This is a genomic window from Microvirga splendida (assembly GCF_016427565.1).
GTDB classification, from domain to species: Bacteria; Pseudomonadota; Alphaproteobacteria; order Rhizobiales; family Beijerinckiaceae; genus Microvirga; species Microvirga splendida.
Map to the genome: position 1 here is coordinate 219,746 of NZ_JAELXT010000001.1, position 20,521 is coordinate 240,266.

The window sequence follows — 20,521 nt, forward strand, 5'->3', positions numbered from 1 at the left end:
AAGCCGCTTCCCATGCTGGTCTACGGCGACATCGAGACTGTCGAGACGGTTGGAGCCAAGCAGGCTGCCGTCACGGGCCTCCTGTCGAAGACCTTTTCCATGCCGCCCGGCATCGAGCGGCATGGGGTTCTCGTCTCCGCGTTCATCGGCACGAGCGAACTCGTTCAGGGCATTGTCGATCTGGAGTTTCAGGAGCGCGGCTTCGACACCCTCAGCGAGGATCATGCATCGGGCATGGAATGCCTTTCCATCCTCGCCCACGCCGTCGACAAATCCTGGTGCAGCGGCTTCGGGCAGCTTTCACCGCTGCCCCATGCCTTCTTCGAGAAGCTCAACGGGTTCGCCTTGTCCCGATCCATCCGAACGAAGCAGGTTGAAGGCTACACCTTCTATGCCCTCTACCCGGAAACCTATCTGGAAGCGGCAAGGGCTTCGGGCCTGGGAGCCAATACCCAGGTTATCGGCATCCGCAGCATCGGCACGGGATTGAGCGCCCTCGTAGCGGCAGCTCTCGGCGCTCCTGCTCCCCTCACCCTGCGCCCGGCCGGGCATCCCTTCGGCCGCGAAGTCAAGGTTGATCCGAGCCTCACGAAGAGCCTCACGGCCCAACGCGAGAAAGCCTTCGCCATCGTCGATGAAGGTCCGGGCCTGTCCGGCAGCTCGTTCGGCGCGGTGGCCGACTGGTTGGAGGAGGCCGGGGTATCGCGAGACCGCATCCATTTCTTTCCGAGCCACAGCGGCGCGCTCGGCCCGCAGGCCAGTGCCAGGCACCGGGCGCGATGGGTCTCCGCCCCCCGCCACCTCGTCACCATGGACGACCTCCTGCTGCGCGGCTCGCCCCCTCACCGGCTTGAAAACTGGATGGAGGATCTTCTTGGCCCGCTCGACGGACCGCTGGAGGAGATCTCGGGCGGAGCCTGGCGGACCCGGCGTTACTCGGACGAAAGCTCATGGCCGCCGGCCAACATCCAGCAGGAGAAGCGCAAGTTCCTGGCCAGGGCCGAGGGCGCGACGTGGCTGGTCAAGTTTGCGGGTCTGGGCGAGGCGGGCGAACGGAAGCTCCGGATGGCTCGTCAGCTTCATCAGGCGGGTTTCAGCCCGGAGCCGGCCGGCTGCCGCCATGGCTTCCTGGTGGAGCGTTGGCACGGAGGGCCGAATGGCCTCGATCGGGCCTGTATCGACCGCAGGAGCCTCGTCGATCAGGTGGGCCGCTACCTGGGCTTCCGTCGCAGGCATTTCCCGGCACTCGATCACCAGGGAGCCTCCCTGGAGGCGCTTCGCCCGATGGCGGTCTACAATGCCGGTCAGGCCCTCGGGGATGCGGTGGCTGCGGCCCTGGAGCGATCCCTGGCCGATCCGAGCACCCTTGAGAGCAGGATGCGCCGGATATGCACCGACAACCGCCTGCAGGCCTGGGAGTGGCTCGTTTCGGGCGACAAGGTGATCAAGGCGGATGCGCTCGACCACAGCGCCGCCCACGACCTGATCGGTCATCAGGACGTGACCTGGGACATCGCCGGCGCAATCGTTGAACTGGACCTCTCCGGCGAGGAAGCCTCGGAGTTGTGCCGCACCGTCCGGCAGGAGAGCGGCTGCCCGGTCGATCAGGACCTGCTTGCCTTCATGCTGCCCTGCTACCTCGCTTTCCAGCTGGGCGCCCACCTCATGGCAGCAGATTCTCTGGGAGAGGGACCGGAGGCCAACCGCTTGCGCCGGGCCGCCGGCCGCTACGGGAATCTCCTCCAGGATCACCTGAACCGTTTGAGCCGGTCCGAACCTTTGCAGGAACAAGAGGAAGTGCCGGCCAGTTAACGGCCAAGGCAACACACTTGCGAAGCCGGACCGATCCGTCTGGCGGGATCGGTATTTCATGTTCTCCGACACATGGCGGCTTTTGAAGGTGGCATTCGCGGGCTGGTGGAATGACCGCGCGATGAGCCTTGGCGCCTCCATTGCCTTTTTTACGGTCTTTTCGCTTGCCCCGATGTTGCTGGCGGCCATTGCCGTGGCTGGCTTGGTCTTCGGCCGGGAGGCGGCCCAAGGCGCCATCGTGGCGGAACTCGGCGGGATGATCGGCAACAACGAGGCCTCGTTTCTGGAGAGCATGATCGCCAGCGCCGGCAATGTGGGCTCCGGCATTATCGGCACCGCCGTGGGGATCGTGACATTTCTGCTGCTGGTCACAGGCGCCGTGGTCGAGCTCCAGGACGATCTGAACATCATCTGGAAGGCGAAGCCGCCCGCGAGCTACGGAATCATGAGCTTCATCCGAACCCGGCTCGTCAGCCTGGCGCTGGTGCTCGGGATCGGCTTTCTGCTGCTCGTCTCGCTGGTCATCGACACCGGACTGACGGCGCTAGGATCCTATCTCGAAGCGAACTTCTCGGGCGCAACGATCATCCTTCGTTTCCTCAACAGCCTCGTGGCCTTTGCCGTGGCAACCCTGCTGTTCGCGATGATGTTCAAGCTCCTTCCCGCCGTCGAGATTCAATGGAGCGACGTCTGGACCGGAGCCCTCGTGACTGCACTCCTGTTCACCCTCGGCAAGTTCCTGATCGGCTACTATCTCGGCAAGAGCAACGTCGCTTCGAGCTACGGAGCCGCCGCCTCCATCATCACGATCCTGCTCTGGATCTACTATTCAGCCCTGATCCTGCTCTTCGGCGCGGAGTTCACGAAAGCTTATGCGGAAAGCCGAGGGAGCAGAAAGGGGCGCCCCACGATGGAACCATGACGGAAAACGGGCCAGGAAACCCTGACCCGTTCTGTTCTGATCCAGGCAGTGCTGCCTACTCGGCAGCCTCCTTGGTAGCAGGTTCAGTCGGAACATTGCGCATGCCGCCTAAGACCTCCTCGGCCGAGGCTTTGTAGTTCTTCACGGAACTCGTCCACTGCCCCCAGACGGCGGGGTCGATCTTGTCGCCGTTCTTGCCGAGCTTCTGAAGACGGCGCTTGTCTTCGTCCGTCAGCACCTGCTTCGGCAAAGGCTGAAGATTGCGTACATCGTCGGCCGTGATCCCGATCATCTGACCGACGCGGGTGCCGTAATCGTCATGGACGAGCAGCAGGTGCCAGACCATTCGTTCCTGCACGTCGCGCTCGCACTGGCCGAGCAGGGTACCCATGTTGAGGACGAGGTCGTCACGTTCCCAGTCCATCATGGTGCAGTAGCGGCCACGCGCCTGAACATAATCGTTGCGGCGCTCGAGCACGCTGCGGGTGAGCCGGCCGCGGATCTCGGGCGGGTTATTCGGCTCCTCCTGGGGCGCCTCATGCAGGCCGTTATGGATCGACGGCTCGTAGTTCACATGCGGGTTCTGCCCCGGCGCTAGATCGCGGCGGTAGGACATCTGCCCGCCGTTCAGGTTGGTGGACACCTTGGCGTTCTTGGCTTGGTTTACCGGCAGTTGCAGGTAGTTCGTGCCGACGCGGTAGCGCTGCGTGTCGGAATAGGAGAACGTGCGCCCCACTAGCATCTTGTCGTCGGAGAAATCGAGGCCGTCCACGAGAACGCCCGTGCCCATGGCGATCTGCTCGTTCTCGTTGAAATGATCCTGGACATTGCGGTTGAGCGTCATGACGCCCGCATGGCGCAGCGGGAAATCCTTCTCCGGCCAGATCTTGGTGTCGTCGAGCGGATCCCACTCGAGCTCAGGATGGTCGTGATCCTCCATGATCTGGACGTACATGTCCCATTGCGGATGCTCGCCGCGCTCGATGGCCTCGTACAGATCCTTGGAGGCGGAGCCGAGATCCTGGCCCTGCACCTTGGCAGCTTCCTCGGCCGTCAGGCTGGCCAACCCGCAGCGCGGGTGGAAATGGTACTTGACCAGCACGGTGTCGCCCTGGGCATTGACCATCTTGTAGGTGTTGACGCCAAAGCCCTCCATATGCCGGTAGCTCGCCGGAATCCCGCGGGGGCTGAACAGGTGGGTCAGCATGTGCATGGATTCGGGCGTCTGGCTCATGAAGTCGAAGATGCGGTTCGGCTCCTGGCGGAACGTGACCGGATCGGGCTTCAGGGAGTGGATGACATCCGGGAACTTGATGGCGTCGCGGATGAAGAAAACGGCAAGGTTGTTGCCGACCAGATCCCAGTTGCCGTCTTCGGTGTAGAACTTGACGGCAAAGCCGCGCGGATCGCGGGCGGTCTCGGATGAATCGCGGCCGCCGATCACGGTCGAGAAGCGGATCGCGAGCGGCGTCTTCTTGCCGGCCTCCTGAAACAGCTTGGCGCGGGTATACTTGGAGGCAGGCTCGTCGCCGATCTTGCCGGTTGCCTCGAACTCGCCGTAGCACACGAAGCCGCGGGCATGGACGACACGCTCAGGGATTCGCTCCCGATCGAAGTGGGTGATCTTCTCGAGGAATTGGTAGTTCTCCAGCGTGGCCGGGCCGCGGCTGCCGACGGTGCGCTGGGACTGGTTGTTGGTGATGGGATGACCCTGCCTGTTTGTCAGGACCTGATCGGGCGTTCCCGACGGTGCTTTGGGGTTCTTATCCATAGGCTATCTCCCTTGAATGGCCTGCCACGGCTCGATTGCTCGAAGCCCAACATCCCGCGCAGACAATGGTTGCGCATGCTCGTGCGGACGCGGCGAAAGGGGATACCTGATGCAGGATGAGAGAAAGGGAATACGCTTCGTGAAAGATGCAACCGTGCAGCCTTGCAACGGCTCCTGGACTTCAGCCGAAGATGCGGTCCCCCTGCTCGTCGATGATCTGCTTGCCCTTGGTGATCGCGAAGGCGGCGGCGTCGTCCTTGCTCGGGTGCGTCTCGGCCCGCACGAAGCGATGCTCCTTCAGCCCGGTCTCGGCATCCTTCTCGATGATTCCGGCCGTCTGATACCCGCCCTTGGAGGAATAGGGCGCGGGGCGGATCCGGAAGCCTTTATACTCGATGGCCTCGGCGGCAGGCTCCTCACGGCTTGCCGAGCCGCCTCCGCCTGCAAAACGGTTCCAGAGGTCTTTGAGGATCGAGGGCATGGCTGAACTCAAGCTGCAATGATTCGTGAGCCCGAAGCATACGCGGGCACCGGCACAGGAGCGAATCCCGCCTGTCCCATCACGATCTCACGATCAGGCTTGGCCTTTCCGCCGCTGCGCCTTGACGGCCGGCACCCTCCAGCCGACTCTGGCAGGAGACATGCCATCTGCGGGATGCAGGAGCCCACGATCATGAAATATCCTCTGTTCGGCCTGTTCTTCTCCGGCGCCCTCCTGACGGGCGGCATCGCCGTCGCCCACCACGGCTGGGGCAGCTACGATGCGGGCCGGCTCGTGTCGATCACGAGCAATGTCCAAGAGGCCAACTGGCAAAATCCCCATGTGACGGTGGTCGTGACCCACCAGGACAAGAACTGGGATGCGGTGCTGGCCCCGCCCTTCCGAATGAGCGCAAGAGGCCTGAACCCGGACATGATCAAGCCCGGAACCTCGGTCCGGCTGGAGGGCTATCCCTCGACCCGGACGGATACCGAGCTGAGGGCAGAGCGCATCGTCGTGGACGGCAAGACGTACGAGCTGCGTTAGACGCCGATGTATCTGGACCTGCTTGCGGCCCTGGAGAGTTCGTGGCTCGGCCATGCAGGGCGCCATTCCGCATGGCTTTACACGGTTGCGAACCTTCTCCATGTGCTCGGGGCGGCTTTCTTGGTCGGCGGCATTGCCGTCTTCGATCTGAAGGTCCTGACAGAGCATGGCAAACATGCCTGGCAGGTCGGGCGTTATGCGATACCGCTCGCCGCCGCCGGCCTCGCCCTGCAGATCCCTACAGGGGTCCTTCTGCTGGCGGTGGAGGCCCGTGCCCTGGGGGTCAACCCGGCCTTCTATCTCAAGCTTGCCTTCATCGCCCTGGGCCTCGCCAACGTTGCCTTGTTCCATACCCGCTTCGGGGCGGCTCTGCGCGCCGGGGCTCTGCCCCCGGAGGCGCGCGCCTATGCCCTCGTGTCGCTCCTCGCATGGATCGTCACGCTCTTGGCGGGACGCATGATCGCCTATCTGTAGCGTGACCGGATTCACGCGTCTCCTTTCACCGGTGAGGTGTTCATGCGCTTGCGGCTGGCGCTTTGCGGAATCATCCTGTGCTGCAGCGCAGCCTTCGCCAATCCGAGCCCGTCGGGTGAGACCGTGGAGCAGGCCCTGTGCCGGCTGATCGAGGGAGCTGCGCGCAAGCAGCGGATCCCACAGGACCTGCTCACCCGGCTAATCTGGCAGGAGAGCTCATTCCGGCCGCATGTCGTCAGCCCCGCCGGAGCGCAGGGCATTGCGCAGTTCATGCCCGGCACGGCCAGGGAGCGGGGCTTGGTCGATCCCTTCGATCCCGAGCAGGCGATCCCGAAGGCGGCAGAGTTCGTGGCTCATCTCGCCGAACGTTTCGGCAATCTCGGTCTTGCGGCCGCCGCCTATAACGGTGGCCCGGCCAGGGTTGCCTCGTGGCTTGCCGGTCGTGGTGGGCTGCCGATGGAAACCAGGAACTACGTGTTCGCCATCACCGGTCGCTCGGCGGAGGAATGGGCCTCCGCAGCACGGGAGGAGCAGAATGATGTCGACGGAGACGCGACGGGCACGCAAGTGCAGCCGTGCCTGCAGATCGTGGCCACTCTGCGGGTCCCCGGCCGTGGCGACACCCTGGAAGCCCCCTTCGCTCCATGGGGAGTTCAGCTTGCCGGCAACTTCTCGAAGGAAAGAGCCCTGGCGAGCTTCAGGCGTGCGAGCCGAACCTACGCTTCCCTGCTGAAGGATGCACGGCCGATGATCATCGGCACGCGCCTGCGGTACCGCGGCACCAGAACGTTCTACCGTGTGCGCGCACCGGCAGAGACGCGGCAGGCGGCGGAACAGCTCTGCCGGGATATCCGCTCGGCCGGAGGCAATTGCATCGTCCTGCCGAGCTAAAGAAAAAGCCCCTCGGCGTTTCCACCGAGGGGCGTTCCTGAACGATCCCGATCAGCGGCGCTGGGGCCGCAGCGAGCGGGCCAGTTCGCGGATGACATTGTCCTCGATGTTGAGGTTCAGATCGTTGTCGTCGTTGTTGTCGTCGTCGCCCATGTCGGCATCGGCCGGAGCGGCGGGCCTGGACAGAACACCCCGTTGCGGAGCCGGCTGCCTCTCGCCTCCCTGGGCCGGAGGAGGCGCGGGAGGTGCGTTGCGCTGCTGCCCTGCGCCCTGCTCTGCAGAGTTGCGCGCGGGGGCATGAGGCGTATAGCCCCGAGGCGCCACATAGCGGTTCTCCAGGGCATCGAGCAGGCTGTTGAGAGCCGCGTTCGACATAGGAACGTCCGGCGCCTGAGGCGCGCCCTCCAACGCGATGGAGCGGTTCTGGTAAGGCACTTCCGTCGTGACATCAGGACCGAACCAGGAGAGCGGGCGGAAATCCCGGGCCTCATCCTCGCTCTCGAAGAACACGGAGATCATGTCCAGGGGGCCCGGCGTCACGAACCGGAGGATCTGGATATCGCGGGTGCCGATCGTCAGATGCGTGAGAAGGTAATCGAGCTTGCCCGGGGTTACGTCGAGAAGCGCCTCGGCATGCGCCCGCGGAACCTCGGTACGCTCCTCGATCGGGCCACTGGGGCTCGCATGAACCAGAACGAGGCTCCCCTTGTCGCCTTCCACGACCACGAAGGAACTGCGGTCGGCTTGGTTGGGGAAGTGGCCTTCCGTGACACGATTGCCCCCGCGCTCCTTGCGGATCAGCCGCGCAAGGGAAGAGGCAATGAGGTAACGCCGGGAAGTAACCATATTAAGTTCTCTACTATTAACGGAGTGCCGCGCCCCAGCCCGAAGAATTCACAGCATTCTGCCTCAAAACAACGACGTTACAATTCATACTCCGGAGGCAACTCGCCTGGGATCGACATGCAACAACGTTTGATACCGCGGAAGTTCGGGCGTGTAAGCGCGATTCTTTTGAAAGCCTATGATGGCGTTCGCGTGGCAAAGTTCAATGGATGTGGCAAAAAGCGGCCAGAGTTTTGTCGATAGAGTTAATGCGCTTCAATCATGGCATCCCGCAGCCGTTATCCACTTGGCTGGAATGCCTGCCGCGCTCATCGATCACATAGGCTAAAGGCTTGGAGCCCCGGCACCTTCTCCACGAGGTGCCGGGGCCGGGAGCAGCGGGAAGAAGTTACTCGCTGGCCTTCGTTTTCGGCACATAGGGTCCGTTGCCGTCGAAGGTGTAGGCGGTCTTCACCGTAGTGTAGAACTCCTGCGCATAGCGGCCCTGCTCGCGCGGACCATAGGACGAGCCCTTCCGCCCGCCGAACGGCACATGGTAGTCCACGCCGGCCGTGGGCAGGTTCACCATCACCATGCCGGCTTCCGCATTGCGCTTGAAGTGCGAGGCATATTTCAGGCTCGTGGTGCAGATGCCCGACGACAGACCGAACGGCGTATCGTTGGCGATCTCGAGCGCTTCGTCGTAGTCCCGCGCCCGGATCACCGTCGCCACCGGGCCGAAGATTTCCTCCTGCGCCACCCGCATCCGGTTGCTCACTTCCGTGAACAGGGCAGGCGCCAGGTAGAAGCCGGGAGCATCCCGCTTCAGTAGTTCGCCGCCGGCCACCAGCTTGGCGCCCTCCTCCTGGCCGATGCGGATGTACTTCAGGTCCTGATCGAGCTGCCCCTGGTCCACCACCGGACCGATGTGCGTGCCGCTCTTGAGGGCATCGTCCACCACCAGCCCCTGCATGCGCTCCTGCATGGCGGCCACGAAGCGGTCGTGGATGCCCTCCGTCACGATCAGCCGCGAGGAAGCGGTGCAGCGCTGGCCCGTGGAGAAGAAGGCGCTGTTGACGGCGCAGTCCACCGCCACCTTCAGGTCGGCATCGTCCAGCACCACCATCGGGTTCTTGCCGCCCATCTCGAGCTGGACTTTCTTCATCGGGTCGGCCGTGATGCAGGTCTGGGCCACACGCCGGCCGGTGGGCACCGAGCCGGTGAACGAGATCGCCGAGACCTTGGGGCTCTGCAGCATCGCCTCGCCGACCACCGAGCCCTTGCCCATCACCAGGTTGAACACGCCAGCCGGCACGCCGGCCCGGATGATGATCTCGGAGAGCGCATGGGCCGAGCCCGGCACGAGCTCGGCGGGCTTGAACACTACCGTGTTGCCGTAGGCCAGCGCCGGGGCGATCTTCCAGGCCGGAATGGCGATGGGGAAGTTCCAGGGGGTGATCAGGCCCACCACGCCGACCGGCTCACGGGTGATCTCCACGTCGATGAAGGGGCGTACGGACGCCACCTTCTCGCCGGCCATGCGCAGGCACTCGCCGGCGAAGAAGTGGAAGATCTGGGCCGCGCGCGTGACCTCGCCGATGCCCTCCGGCAGGGTCTTGCCCTCCTCGCGGGAGAGGAGCCGTCCCAACTCCTCCTTGCGGGCCAGGATCTCGTCGCCGACAGTTTTGAGAATGTCGTGCCGCTGCTGGATCGAGGAGCGTGACCAAGCCGGAAAGGCATCGTAGGCCGCTGCAATCGCACGCTCTGCCTCGGCCGCCGAGGCACGGGCGAACTCGCCCAGCACGTCGTTGGTGTTCGACGGATTGATGTTCGGCGAGGCCTCCGATGCGGCAAGCCACTCGCCCGCAATATAGTTCTTCGTCATCGTTAACCTGCCTGTCTGGTGTTGATGAGGCCCCGCTGGGCCAAGTTGGACATGAGAGCGCGGATGCCGAAGGTCCAAGGCTCGCATTCGGAACTCGGTTTCATGCGGTTGACGAGGGCTCCAAGCTTGGGAGCCGCGATGGTGACGATGTCACCCCTCTTGTGCGTGAAGCCCATACCGGGCTCGCCCCGGTCCTGCGTCGGCGCGAACATGGTTCCCAGGAACAGTGCGAACCCGTCGGGATATTGATGATGCGGCCCAACGGTCTGCGCCACAAGATCCTCGGGGTCGCGGCTGATCTTCGTGATCGAGGACGATCCTTCAAGCCTGAAGCCGTCCTCGCCTTCGACCGTCAGCGTCACATTGGTCTGGCGCACGTCGTCGAGGGAGAAGGTCTCATCGAAGAAGCGGATGAACGGGCCGACGGAGCAGGATGCATTGTTGTCCTTGGCTTTCGAGAGCAGCAGCGCCGAGCGGCCCTCGAAGTCACGCAGGTTCACGTCGTTGCCGAGAGTCGCGCCCACAATCTTTCCTTCGGCGGTGACGATCACCACCACTTCCGGCTCGGGATTGTTCCAGGTGGATTTGGGATGCAGCCCGGCATCCATGAAAGCGCCGACCGATGACAGCGTCGGTGCCTTCGTGAAGACCTCCGCGTCCGGCCCGATGCCCACCTCGAGGTACTGGCTCCAGGCTCCCTGAGCCATGAGAACCTCTTTCAGCGCCATGGCCTCGGCGGAGCCCGGCTTGAGGCGGCTGAGATCGTCGCCGACAAGCCGAAGGACCTCAGCCCGGATCGCCGCTGCCGCGCTGGCATCGCCCCGTGCGCGCTCCTCGATGACGCGCTCCAGCATGGAGACCGCGAAGGTAACGCCCGCAGCCTTGACGACCTGAAGGTCGATCGGCGCCAACAGCCAGGGTTTCGAGGCATCGCGCCTGTCGGGCGCGGCATTGCCCGCGATGTCTTCAAGCGATCCGATCCGCTCGCCCTGTGCAGCTTTGACCACGCCGGCCGGATCGGCCATGGCGGCAAGCTCGCTCACCGTGGCGCATGTGGAGGAGATATCAAAGAGGCCATCATCCCTCACCGCCACGACCGAAGGCCCTTGGCCCGGACGCCAGACACGCCCGACAAGGGCCCCCTGGAAGCCGTCCTCCGGCAGAATACGGGCAATGTTCGTTGAAGACGCGTGGTCCATCGGCTGGCGCTCGCTTTCCTTGAGGGCCGTTCCTCGCCCTCTCCCCTGTGGGCCTTTGATATAGCGAGCATGCCGCAAGCGGCTATAGCGAAAATTCATTGCAGGTCTGTCCTGCGGGGAGGGCTCGGAACAAACCCGGTTCATCCCCCGTTCGCACCCTAGTTACGTCGTTGCCGTGTCATGCACGTGCCGACCGGCACCGAGCAGGAAAAGGATGCGAGAATTGTCAGATACACCATCTCCGAATCCACAACCCGACGTGCCTAGTCCGGCACCGCAGCCCGTGCATCCCGATCCGGGCCCTGCCGGCCTTCCGGGCCACCAGGAACCCTTGGGCGTTCCCCCGACCACGCCGAGTGAAGCCCCCAGCCCGGGCGAGCCGGTGGGCATTCCGCCGTCCAGCCCTCAGGAAATTCCCACCAATCCAACGGGGAGTTAACGCCGCTTCGAATCTGTGCTTTGGCTTGGCTGGGTCAAAGGAGCCCACCCTATGGATGACAGCAAACGTTCTGCTGCGGCCAACATGGCCTCGCCCTCCTACCGTCTGGCCGCGATGGACCAGGATTTCCTGCTCGGCGACAGCATGCGGGGCATGCGGTTCATGCTGGAATACGCCAAGGCCGAGGAGCACCTGCGAACCTGGGGTGTGCGCTCGACCGTCGTCGTGTTCGGCAGTGCCCGGGTCAGGGAGGACGGACCTGGGCGACATCCCTACTGGTACCGGGAGGCGCGGTCCTTCGGCGCCATCGCCTCGCAGCGCGGCGGCGCCCTGGCCGTCACCAGCGGGACGCGGGACAATGTCATTGCCACAGGAGGCGGTCCCGGCATCATGGAGGCGGCGAACCGGGGAGCCTTCGACGTGGGTGCGCCGTCCATCGGCTTCAACATCACCCTGCCGCACGAGCAGGAGCCCAACGCCTATTCCACGCCGGACCTAACCTTCCGCTTCCACTACTTCGCGATGCGCAAGATGCACCTGGCCATGCGCGCCAACGCGCTCGTGGTGTTCCCCGGAGGCTTCGGCACCCTGGACGAACTGTTCGAGCTCCTGACCCTCCGGCAGACCGGGAAGGCGCCGCCCCTGCCCATCGTCCTCTTCGACAAGGCCTACTGGCAATCCGTCGTCAAGTTCGACGCCCTTCTCGAACATGGCATGGTGAGTGAGAAGGACCGAGAACTGGTCAACTTCGCCGACACCGCCGAGGATGTGTGGACCACATTGATCGAAAATGGTCTCGTAATTCAGACACTAGAGCGGAGCACCGAGCAGGATTTCTGAGGCCGCTTCAGAGACCATTGAATTGATTTGACAAGATCGCAGGGCTGAACTTTGATGACGGCTATGGGGATCGCGATCTCCCCACGAGGCGACATGCCCAAGCATCGCATCCGCACCACGAACTCACGGATGCATCATGTCGTCATTCAACACCATCCCGCCTGAAAAGCTTGCTCGCCTTGTCGGCACCCCCAAGTGCCCGGTCCTCGTTGACGTCCGTACTGATGAGGATTTCGAGAACGATCCGCGCCTCATTCCTGGTTCGATCAGGCGCCCATTCGAGACGGTCTCGGACTGGGCTCGAGAGTTCACAGGCAGATCTGCCATCGTGATCTGTCAAAAAGGGCTAAAGCTCAGTCATGGCGTTGCAGCCTGGCTCCGCCATGCAGGCATACCGGCCGACACCCTTGAAGGAGGGACTTTAGCCTGGGCTCAAGCTGACTTGCCTATGGTGCCCGCCGCTAGGATCCCACCCCGTGATCTGCAGGGGCGAACGCTCTGGGTGACGCGCTCGCGCCCGAAGATCGACCGGATCGCCTGCCCGTGGCTGATCCGCCGTTTCGTTGACCCGCACGCAGTTTTCCTGTTCGTTCCAACCTCCGAAGTTCCTGGCGTCGTGGAGCGATTTGAAGCCACACCTTTCGACATCGAGGGTGAAAACATCTTCTGGAGCCATCGTGGAGAGCTTTGCACCTTCGACGTGATGGTCGAGGAGTTCAGGCTTGACACGAAGCCCTTGAAGCACCTCGCCGTGATCGTGAGAGGCGCCGACACGGCTCGGCTCGACCTCGCCCCCGAAGCCTCGGGTCTGCTGGCCGCTTCCCTAGGGCTATCCCGCATGTATTCGGACGATCTCGCCCAGCTCGAGGCCGGGCTTCTGCTCTACGATGCGTTCTATCGCTGGTGCCGGGATGCCACGGACGAGACCCACAGCTGGCCCTCGAAGAAGCCGGGAGCTTGATGTGAACGAGACGGCACAATCCACGAGGAGCTCGGCGTCTCAAGCTCGGCCAGGCCATGGCGTCTCCTTAGGCGAAGCCTTTCGCGTCTGGCTGCGAGTCGCGGCCTTGAGCTTCGGCGGGCCGGCGGGCCAGATTGCCGTGATGCACCGCATCCTGGTCGAGGAGAGGCGCTGGATCTCGGAGAGCCGGTTTCTCCATGCGCTCAACTACTGCATGCTCCTGCCGGGACCCGAAGCGCAGCAGCTCGCCACCTATGTCGGCTGGCTCATGCACCGTACCCTCGGCGGCCTCATGGCGGGCGGCCTGTTCATCCTGCCGGGCATCATCGCCATCATGGGCCTGAGCTGGATCTATGCCCTTTACGGGAATGTCGGCTTCGTCGCGGCGCTCTTCTTCGGCCTGAAGGCGGCCGTGCTCGCCATCGTGCTGGAAGCGGTGGTGCGCATCGGCAGACGCGCGCTCAAGAATTCAGTGCTGATCGGGATCGCGGCGGCTGCCTTCGTGGCGATCTTCTTTCTCGATGCACCGTTTCCGCTGATCATTCTTGCTGCGGGTTTGATCGGCTTTCTTGGAGGGAAAGCAAATCTGCCACAGTTCCATGGCGGCGGGCATGGCAGCCAAAGTGGGGCGGAATCGGACAACCTGCTCGGGGAGCATCTGCCAGCACACGCCAGACCCAACACAGGGCGGAGCCTGCGTATAGCCGCTGTTTGGCTGGCGCTCTGGCTCTTGCCGGTTGCCGCCCTCCTGTTGATTCTCGGCGGCAGCAATGTCTTCAGCCAGATTGCTGTTTTCTTCTCCAAGATGGCGATGGTGACGTTCGGTGGCGCCTATGCAGTTCTGGCCTATGTGGCGCAGCAGGCGGTCGAGACCCATGGCTGGCTGCAGCCAGGCGAGATGCTGGACGGGCTCGGCATGGCCGAGACGACGCCGGGGCCGTTGATCATGGTGCTGCAATTCGTGGGCTTCATGGCAGCTCTCCGCGATGCAGGCACGCTCGACCCGCTGCTGGCCGCAACGCTGGGTGGCCTTCTCGCCACATGGGTGACTTTCGCACCCTGCTTCCTCTGGATCTTCCTCGGCGCTCCCTACATCGAGGCCCTGCGCGGCAACAGGGCCTTGAGCGGTGCGCTCACTGCCATCACGGCGGCCGTTGTGGGCGTGATCCTGAACCTCGCCATCTGGTTCGGCATCCACACGATCTTCAGCGATGTGCGTCCTGTGGAATGGGGAGCTTTTAGCTTCGATGCGCCCGTGTGGCAGAGCGCAAATCTCTGGGCGCTGCTGCTGTCTGCGGCGGCCATCGTCGCCATGTTCCGCTTCCACGTCGGGATGCTGCCAACCCTGGCTGCGACTTCGGCTGCGGGGATTGCTCTCTACGCGGCCGGCGTCATCGCGTGAGGGTGAGGCAGGATCCTGCCTCACCCATCTTCAATCAGGTCACAGACGAGATCTGGCCGCCGTCGACGCGCAGGATCGAGCCCGTCATGAAGGAAGCCTTCTCGCTGGCAAGGAACACGGCGGCGGCCGCAAACTCCTCGATCTCGCCATAGCGGCCTGCGGGAATGCCGGCACGGGCCGCAGCGGCGACGTCCTCGACGGAGCGGCCGGTGCGCTCGGCATTCGCCGCATCGAGCTGCTTCAGGCGGTCTGTCGCGATGCGGCCCGGCGCGATGGCATTCACGGTCACGCCCGAGGAGGCAACCTCGCTCGCCAGGGTCTTGCCCCAGCCTACGAGGGCGGGACGGATGGCGTTGGAGATCGCGAGGTTCGGGATCGGCTGGATCACGCCGGACGAGATCACCGAGATGATGCGGCCGAACTTGCGCTCAATCATCCCGGGCAGAAGCTGATCGGCGATCCGCACCAGATTGACGAACATCGCGTCGAAGGATTGCCGCCACTGATCGGACGACACGCCCTGCGCCTTGCCAGGAGGAGGACCGCCGCTGTTGAGCACGAGGATGTCCACGCCACCCAATGCATCCGTGACATCCTTCACCAGGGCGTCGACCTGATCGACCTTGCCGGTATCGCAGACGAACGGCAGGACGCCGTTGCCGATCCTGTCGGCAGCGGCCTTTGAGCCCTCCATCGTGCGGCTAGCGATGGCGACGCGGGCGCCTTCTTCCGCCAACCCCTGGGCGATGCCGAAGCCCAACCCCTTGCTCGCGCCGAGAACGAGCGCGCGCTTTCCTTCCAGTCCTGTTTTCATGCTTGTAACTCCCCTTGTCTTATGGGCGCTCGATGCGCTCCATCAGCCATTCGATATCGGCAATTGTCTCCGGGCTCAGCTTCGGCCCGGGCTTGCGCAGCGTGTCGGTCGCGATGATGCCGCGCCGCTTCAGGACGTATTTGCGCACCGCCAGACCGACGCCCGGCTGCGTCTCGTAGCGCACCAGCGGCAGATGCCGGTCGAAGAGGTCGTGCGCTTCCTTGCGCTTGCCCTCGTTGATGAGATTGACCACGCCCACCAGCATCTCGGGATAGGCATAGCCCGTCATGGCACCGTCGGCACCGCGCTCCATCTCAAAGGGCAGGAACATGCCGCCATTGCCGCAGAGAATCGACACGCGGCGCACTTGGCCGGCATCGCTCGCGCGGCGCAGAGCGGTGATCTTGTCGAGGCCCGGCCAGTCCTCGTGCTTGAGCATCACGCAGGAGGGGCTCTGCTCGATGATGCGTATGATCACCTTTGGAGTCATGACCACATTGGTCGTGAGCGGGTAATCTTGGATCACCCATGGCACATCCGTGCCGATCGCCTCCACCGCATCGGCGTAATAGGAGACGATCTGGTCGTCGGTCTTCAACGTCGAAGGCGGGGCGATCATGACGCCGGCGGCACCCGCATCCATCACCTTGGAGGACAGTCCCGACATGGCGGCGAAGCCCGCTGCCGAGACGCCGACGATCACGGGAACGCGGCCCGCCACCGTGGCGATCACCTGACGGGCGAAGGCCAGCGCCTCGTCGGCTGCCAGTTTGGGCGCTTCGCCCATGATGCCGAGGATGGTCAGCCCGGTGGCCCCGGCTTCGAGATAGGCCTCGACCATCCGGTCGGTCGAAGCGACGTCCACCCGCCCATCGCTTTCGAAAGGCGTGGGACAGATGACATAGACGCCGGCGGCAAAACTCGTGAGCAAGGCTTCCTCCATGGCAGAGCTTGGCAAGGGGTCAGGGGACCCTCATACACCTGCTTGCTGCCGGGCGCACTACCCACAGAAGGCGGCCCAGCTATGCCTTTAGCTGCGTCCGGAGCCGCTCTTCTTGCCACCGCCGTCCTGTTTGTTGACGGTCGCCCAAGCCCGGCGCTCGGCTTCCTTCTCGGAAAGGCCGCGGCTCTCATAGGATTCCTCGATATGCTCGGCCTTGCGCTTCTGCTTGTCTGTATAGGCAGATTTATTACCGCGGGACATGGCGCTCTCCTAACACGATTGATGCTCTGGAGATGCACGCCTCTCAGGATGCATCCCTCCGATCTCAACCGGCCAGCCGGAGCACAGTTCCGAAACTCTGTAGCCTGAGGCCTCTAGTTGGCGATAGCCCAACGGCCGGGTTCCTCCGTCTGGCCCATCAGGGCGAGGCCGTAGGCGATCGACTCGAACTGATCGGCCGAGGTCAGGCGGGTTTCGCCGAAGCGATCCACGAACAGGCGGCGGATGGCGGGCACGAAGGAGGTGCCACCCGTGAGGAAGACGCGCTCGATCTGCTCCGGGCCCACATTGGCCTTGGCGAGCGCCTCGTCCACCGTGCCGGCGATTTTTGCCACGTCTTCGGCGATCCAGTCCTCGAATTCGGCGCGGGTGATCCGGGCCTGAATGTCGACGCCCTCGCCCTGGAAGCGGAAGTCCGTCTCTTCCTCGCTTGAAAGCGCCACCTTGGCCGACGACACGGCCCGGTAGAGGGCAAAGCCCAGATCGTATTCGATGATGTCGATGAATTTCTCGAGCGGCTCGGGCTCGAGCGCGGCTCGGGCGAGCTCCCGCAGCTCCTTCAGATCGCCGCTGCCCTTCATCATGGCGAGTTGGTTCCAGCGGGCGAAGTTGGCGTAGTAGTGGTTCGGGATCGACAGGATCTTGCCCATGGAGCGGTAGAGCCCGCCCTTGCCCAGGCGGGGCGAGACGACCCGGTCGACGATGCGGTAGTCGAAGGCATCGCCTGCGAGGCCGATGCCCGCATGGCCGAGCGGCTCGGCCCTCAACACCCCGCCGGCCTTGGAAAAGCGCATCACGGAAAAGTCGCTGGTGCCGCCGCCGAAATCCGCCACGAGCACGGTCGCGTCATGGTCGAGCTGCCTGGCATAGAAGAAGGCCGCTCCCACAGGCTCATAGACATAGCGGGCATGCTCCGCGCCAAGCCGCCCGAAGGCGGCCTGGTATCGCTGCATGGCGAGAGCATCGTCCGGATTGTAGCCGGCGAACCGGACGGGCCGGCCGATGATCACGTTTCGGGCGCCCCAATCCAGGCGGGAGCCGCCGTGGCGGACGAGGGTGCGCAGAAAGGCGCTCAACAGATCCTCGAAGCCGTAGCGTTCCCGAAAGATGCGGGTCTCCTTGAAGGTCGGGCTTGCCGCAAAGGTCTTGAACGACTGGATGAACCGATGCGCGTGGAGCCCTTCGAGGAACTGCTCGATGGCCCAGGGGCCGCCTTCCACCTGGGTCCGCAGCCCGTTGCCATGCCGCTCGTCCCAGAAGCAGAGCGCGGTCACGAAGACCTTGAGGCTCTCGCCCCCATGCTCGAAGGTCAGGGCCTCGACCTGCCCGTCCGGGCCCGCGATGGCCACGACCGTGTTGCTGGTGCCGAAATCGATGCCGATGGAAAAATCGTGGGATTGGGGCATGGAGACCTCGGAAGCGGGCGGGAAGGGCCGGACGGTCTATACGCCAAGGCTTCCGGAGCCAAGAGGAATCGTCGGGAAGCATGCCTGACCCATCGGCACTGCGACCCCGGCGCTGTGGACAGGCCGTTGACCCGGGGGCTCCCCGCACCGTAGAAGCCGCGCCTTACGCTTTCTCGGAGACTTTCATGCTATCCATCGGTCAGCGCATTGCGGACGAACTGAATGTTCAGGAGTGGCAGGTCAAGGCGGCCATCGAGCTCCTCGACGGCGGCTCGACCGTGCCCTTCATCGCGCGCTACCGCAAGGAAGTCACCGGCACCCTGGACGATGCCCAGCTGCGCACCCTGGAGGAGCGCTTGGGCTACTTGCGCGAGCTGGAGAGCCGCCGCAAGACGATCCTCGACAGCATCCGCGAGCAGGGCAAGCTGACCGACGAGCTGGCGCTCCAGATCAACACCGCCGACACCAAGGCGCGGCTCGAAGACCTCTACCTGCCCTACAAGCCCAAGCGCCGCACCAAGGCACAGATCGCCAGGGAAGCCGGCCTGGAGCCCCTGGCCGATCTGCTCCTGACTGAGCCCGCCCGCGAGCCGAAGGAGGCCGCCGCCGCCTTCGTGAACCCGGAGAAGGACGTCGCCACGCCGGAGGCTGCTCTCGAAGGCGCTCGCTCCATCCTGGTCGAGCGCTTCGCGGAGAACGCTGAACTCCTTGGCGCCCTGCGTGAGATCTATTGGGAGCGCGGCAGCCTCACCTCGAAGGTGTGCGACGGCAAGCAGAGCGACGGAGCCAAGTTCTCGGATTATTTCGACTTCGCCGAGCCCCTGACCAAGCTGCCCTCCCACCGCATTCTCGCGCTGTTCCGCGGCGAGAAGGAGGAGATCCTCGACCTGCGCATGGAGGAGGACAAGGAGGCGGCCGAGCCCGGCTATGTCAGCCGCTACGAGGGCCGCGTCGCACTTGCGTTCAGCATCACGGAGCAGGGCCGCCCCGGCGACAAGTGGCTGCTCGATACGGTCCGCTGGGCGTGGCGGACGAAGCTGCGCTTCTCCATCGAACTCGACATGAAGATGAAGCTCTGGCAGCTGGCCGAGGACGAGGCCGTGAAGGTGTTCGCCGGCAACCTGCGCGACCTTCTGCTGGCAGCCCCTGCCGGCGCCCGACCGACGCTCGGCCTCGATCCGGGTTATCGCACCGGCGTGAAGGTGGCGGTGGTGGATGCCACCGGCAAGGTGGTGGCCACCGACACCATCTACCCGCATGAGCCCAAGCGGCAATGGGACGAGTCGATTGCAACGCTGGCGCGGCTCTGCCGGGTTCACAAGGTCGAGCTCGTCGCCATCGGCAATGGCACGGCATCCCGCGAGACCGACAAGCTCGCAGCCGAACTGGTGTCGAAGCACCCGGACCTGACGCTCACCAAGATCATGGTCTCAGAAGCGGGCGCCTCCGTCTATTCGGCCTCCGCCTATGCGAGCCAGGAACTGCCGGATCTCGACGTGTCTATCCGCGGCGCGGTCTCCATCGCCCGCCGCCTGCAGGATCCTCTGGCGGAGCTCGTGAAGATCGACCCGAAATCCATCGGTGTCGGGCAGTACCAGCATGATCTCGCCGAGTACAAGCTTTCCCGCTCCCTCGACGCGGTGGTGGAAGACTGCGTGAACGCGGTCGGTGTCGATCTCAACACGGCGTCCGCCCCGCTGCTCGCCCGCGTCTCGGGCCTCGGCGATTGGGTTGCGCAGAACATCGTTACCCATCGTGACGCCAACGGTCCGTTCAAGACACGCAAAGCGCTGACCAAGGTCTCAGGTCTCGGGCCTAAGACCTTCGAGCAGGCCGCAGGCTTCCTGCGCATTCCGAACGGCGACGATCCGCTCGATGCCTCCGGCGTCCATCCGGAAGCCTATCCGGTGGTGCGCCGCATTCTCGAAGCCACGAAGAGCGACATCAAGGTGGTGATCGGCAACGGTGCCGTGCTGAAGAAGCTCAATCCGCAGAGCTTCACAGACGAGAAGTTCGGCGTCCCGACCGTCAAGGACATCCTGAGCGAGCTGGAGAAGCCCGGCCGCGATCCGCGCCCCGAGTTCAAGACCGCAACCTTCATGGAAGGCGTGGAGAAGATCGGCGACCTGAAGCCCGGCATGATGCTGGAAGGCGTCGTCACCAACGTGGCGGCCTTCGGCGCCTTCGTGGATATCGGCGTGCACCAGGACGGCCTCGTGCACATCTCTGCGCTTGCCGACACCTTCGTGAAGGATCCGCGCACCGTGGTGAAGCCGGGCGACATCGTGAAGGTGAAGGTGCTCGAGGTCGACATTCCCCGCAAGCGCATCTCGCTCACCATGCGCATGAGCGACCCGGCCGAGAAGCGCCCCTCTGGGCGGCAGGACGACAACCGGGGAGCCTTCCAGAAGCATCGGGCCCAGAGCGAGCGGAAACCCGCTCCACAGGCAACGGCCTCTGGCGGCGCTCTGGCTGATGCCCTGCGCCGGGCCGGAATGGACAAGGGCAGCCGGAAGTGAACTCGACAGGGGTGGCTTGTGGACGCCCCTGATCTGTCCAGCGCATCGTGCGGAAAAGTGGTCCCGGTTTTCCGCACGATGCGCCTATCAAAAAAAGGTGAGCATCGGATTG

Annotated in this window: 18 protein-coding genes; 9 read left to right on the forward strand and 9 right to left on the reverse strand. The window is 64.1% G+C overall.

Translation table 11 applies throughout. The features are described 5' to 3' along the window. Positions 1–12 precede the first annotated feature (12 nt). A complete protein-coding gene (locus JAO75_RS01080) occupies positions 13–1,812 on the forward strand; it encodes a hypothetical protein (RefSeq protein ID WP_199045914.1) in 1,800 nt (599 codons plus the stop codon). 58 nt (positions 1,813–1,870) lie between these two features. Continuing rightward, complete coding sequence (locus tag JAO75_RS01085; protein ID WP_199045916.1) at positions 1,871–2,734, forward strand: YihY/virulence factor BrkB family protein; 864 nt, start codon at positions 1,871–1,873, stop codon at positions 2,732–2,734. Between the two features lie 55 nt (positions 2,735–2,789). On the opposite strand, the gene JAO75_RS01090 is transcribed toward JAO75_RS01085, so the two are convergent. Continuing rightward, positions 2,790–4,505, reverse strand: coding sequence for a catalase (locus JAO75_RS01090; RefSeq protein ID WP_199045918.1), 1,716 nt, complete (start codon positions 4,503–4,505; stop codon positions 2,790–2,792). 181 nt (positions 4,506–4,686) lie between these two features. Next, positions 4,687–4,986, reverse strand: a complete 300-nt coding sequence (locus JAO75_RS01095) for an HlyU family transcriptional regulator (RefSeq protein ID WP_199045920.1) — start codon at positions 4,984–4,986, stop codon at positions 4,687–4,689. A gap of 192 nt (positions 4,987–5,178) precedes the next feature. Here JAO75_RS01095 and JAO75_RS01100 point away from each other — a divergent pair, with 192 nt between their 5' ends. From JAO75_RS01100 to JAO75_RS01110, 3 genes are read left to right on the forward strand one after another with little or no spacing between them, the layout of a single operon-like run. Further along, positions 5,179–5,532, forward strand: a complete 354-nt coding sequence (locus JAO75_RS01100; RefSeq protein WP_199045922.1) for a DUF6152 family protein — start codon at positions 5,179–5,181, stop codon at positions 5,530–5,532. A 6-nt stretch (positions 5,533–5,538) separates the two neighbouring features. Beyond that, positions 5,539–6,006 (forward strand): hypothetical protein, encoded by a 468-nt coding sequence (locus JAO75_RS01105; protein WP_199045924.1) that lies wholly within the window; start codon positions 5,539–5,541, stop codon positions 6,004–6,006. A gap of 42 nt (positions 6,007–6,048) precedes the next feature. Further along, positions 6,049–6,897, forward strand: coding sequence for a lytic transglycosylase domain-containing protein (locus tag JAO75_RS01110; RefSeq protein WP_199045926.1), 849 nt, complete (start codon positions 6,049–6,051; stop codon positions 6,895–6,897). 51 nt (positions 6,898–6,948) lie between these two features. On the opposite strand, the gene JAO75_RS01115 is transcribed toward JAO75_RS01110, so the two are convergent. The 3 genes from JAO75_RS01115 to JAO75_RS01125 all read right to left on the reverse strand — a co-directional run bounded on the left by JAO75_RS01115 (position 6,949) and on the right by JAO75_RS01125 (position 10,806). Continuing rightward, complete coding sequence (locus JAO75_RS01115; protein ID WP_199045928.1) at positions 6,949–7,743, reverse strand: CYTH domain-containing protein; 795 nt, start codon at positions 7,741–7,743, stop codon at positions 6,949–6,951. A 388-nt stretch (positions 7,744–8,131) separates the two neighbouring features. Continuing rightward, entirely contained in the window at positions 8,132–9,607 is a 1,476-nt protein-coding gene (locus tag JAO75_RS01120; RefSeq protein ID WP_199045930.1) for an aldehyde dehydrogenase family protein, read from the reverse strand. A 2-nt stretch (positions 9,608–9,609) separates the two neighbouring features. Continuing rightward, positions 9,610–10,806 carry a fumarylacetoacetate hydrolase family protein gene (locus JAO75_RS01125; RefSeq protein WP_199045932.1) on the reverse strand — a complete coding sequence of 399 codons (1,197 nt, stop codon included), beginning with the start codon at positions 10,804–10,806 and terminating at the stop codon, positions 9,610–9,612. A gap of 490 nt (positions 10,807–11,296) precedes the next feature. Here JAO75_RS01125 and JAO75_RS01130 point away from each other — a divergent pair, with 490 nt between their 5' ends. From JAO75_RS01130 to chrA, 3 genes are all read left to right on the forward strand, one after another. Continuing rightward, complete coding sequence (locus tag JAO75_RS01130) at positions 11,297–12,085, forward strand: LOG family protein (protein WP_199045934.1); 789 nt, start codon at positions 11,297–11,299, stop codon at positions 12,083–12,085. Between the two features lie 136 nt (positions 12,086–12,221). Continuing rightward, positions 12,222–13,046, forward strand: coding sequence for a chromate resistance protein ChrB domain-containing protein (locus JAO75_RS01135; RefSeq protein WP_199045936.1), 825 nt, complete (start codon positions 12,222–12,224; stop codon positions 13,044–13,046). Between the two features lies 1 nt (position 13,047). Then, the gene (gene chrA, locus JAO75_RS01140; protein ID WP_343234534.1) at positions 13,048–14,448 is read left to right on the forward strand and encodes a chromate efflux transporter; all 1,401 of its coding nucleotides are present in this window, start codon (positions 13,048–13,050) and stop codon (positions 14,446–14,448) included. Between the two features lie 34 nt (positions 14,449–14,482). Here chrA and JAO75_RS01145 read toward each other — a convergent pair whose 3' ends face one another. From JAO75_RS01145 to JAO75_RS01160, 4 genes are all read right to left on the reverse strand, one after another. Continuing rightward, complete coding sequence (locus JAO75_RS01145; RefSeq protein WP_199045940.1) at positions 14,483–15,262, reverse strand: SDR family oxidoreductase; 780 nt, start codon at positions 15,260–15,262, stop codon at positions 14,483–14,485. 19 nt (positions 15,263–15,281) lie between these two features. After that, on the reverse strand, positions 15,282–16,193 hold the full coding sequence (locus JAO75_RS01150) for a dihydrodipicolinate synthase family protein (RefSeq protein WP_425523134.1): 912 nt from the start codon (positions 16,191–16,193) through the stop codon (positions 15,282–15,284). A 99-nt stretch (positions 16,194–16,292) separates the two neighbouring features. Continuing rightward, positions 16,293–16,466, reverse strand: coding sequence for a hypothetical protein (locus tag JAO75_RS01155; RefSeq protein ID WP_199045943.1), 174 nt, complete (start codon positions 16,464–16,466; stop codon positions 16,293–16,295). Between the two features lie 113 nt (positions 16,467–16,579). Next, positions 16,580–17,890 (reverse strand): Hsp70 family protein, encoded by a 1,311-nt coding sequence (locus tag JAO75_RS01160; protein WP_199045944.1) that lies wholly within the window; start codon positions 17,888–17,890, stop codon positions 16,580–16,582. Between the two features lie 185 nt (positions 17,891–18,075). Here JAO75_RS01160 and JAO75_RS01165 point away from each other — a divergent pair, with 185 nt between their 5' ends. Next, on the forward strand, positions 18,076–20,409 hold the full coding sequence (locus JAO75_RS01165; RefSeq protein WP_199045945.1) for a Tex family protein: 2,334 nt from the start codon (positions 18,076–18,078) through the stop codon (positions 20,407–20,409). Positions 20,410–20,521 lie beyond the last annotated feature (112 nt).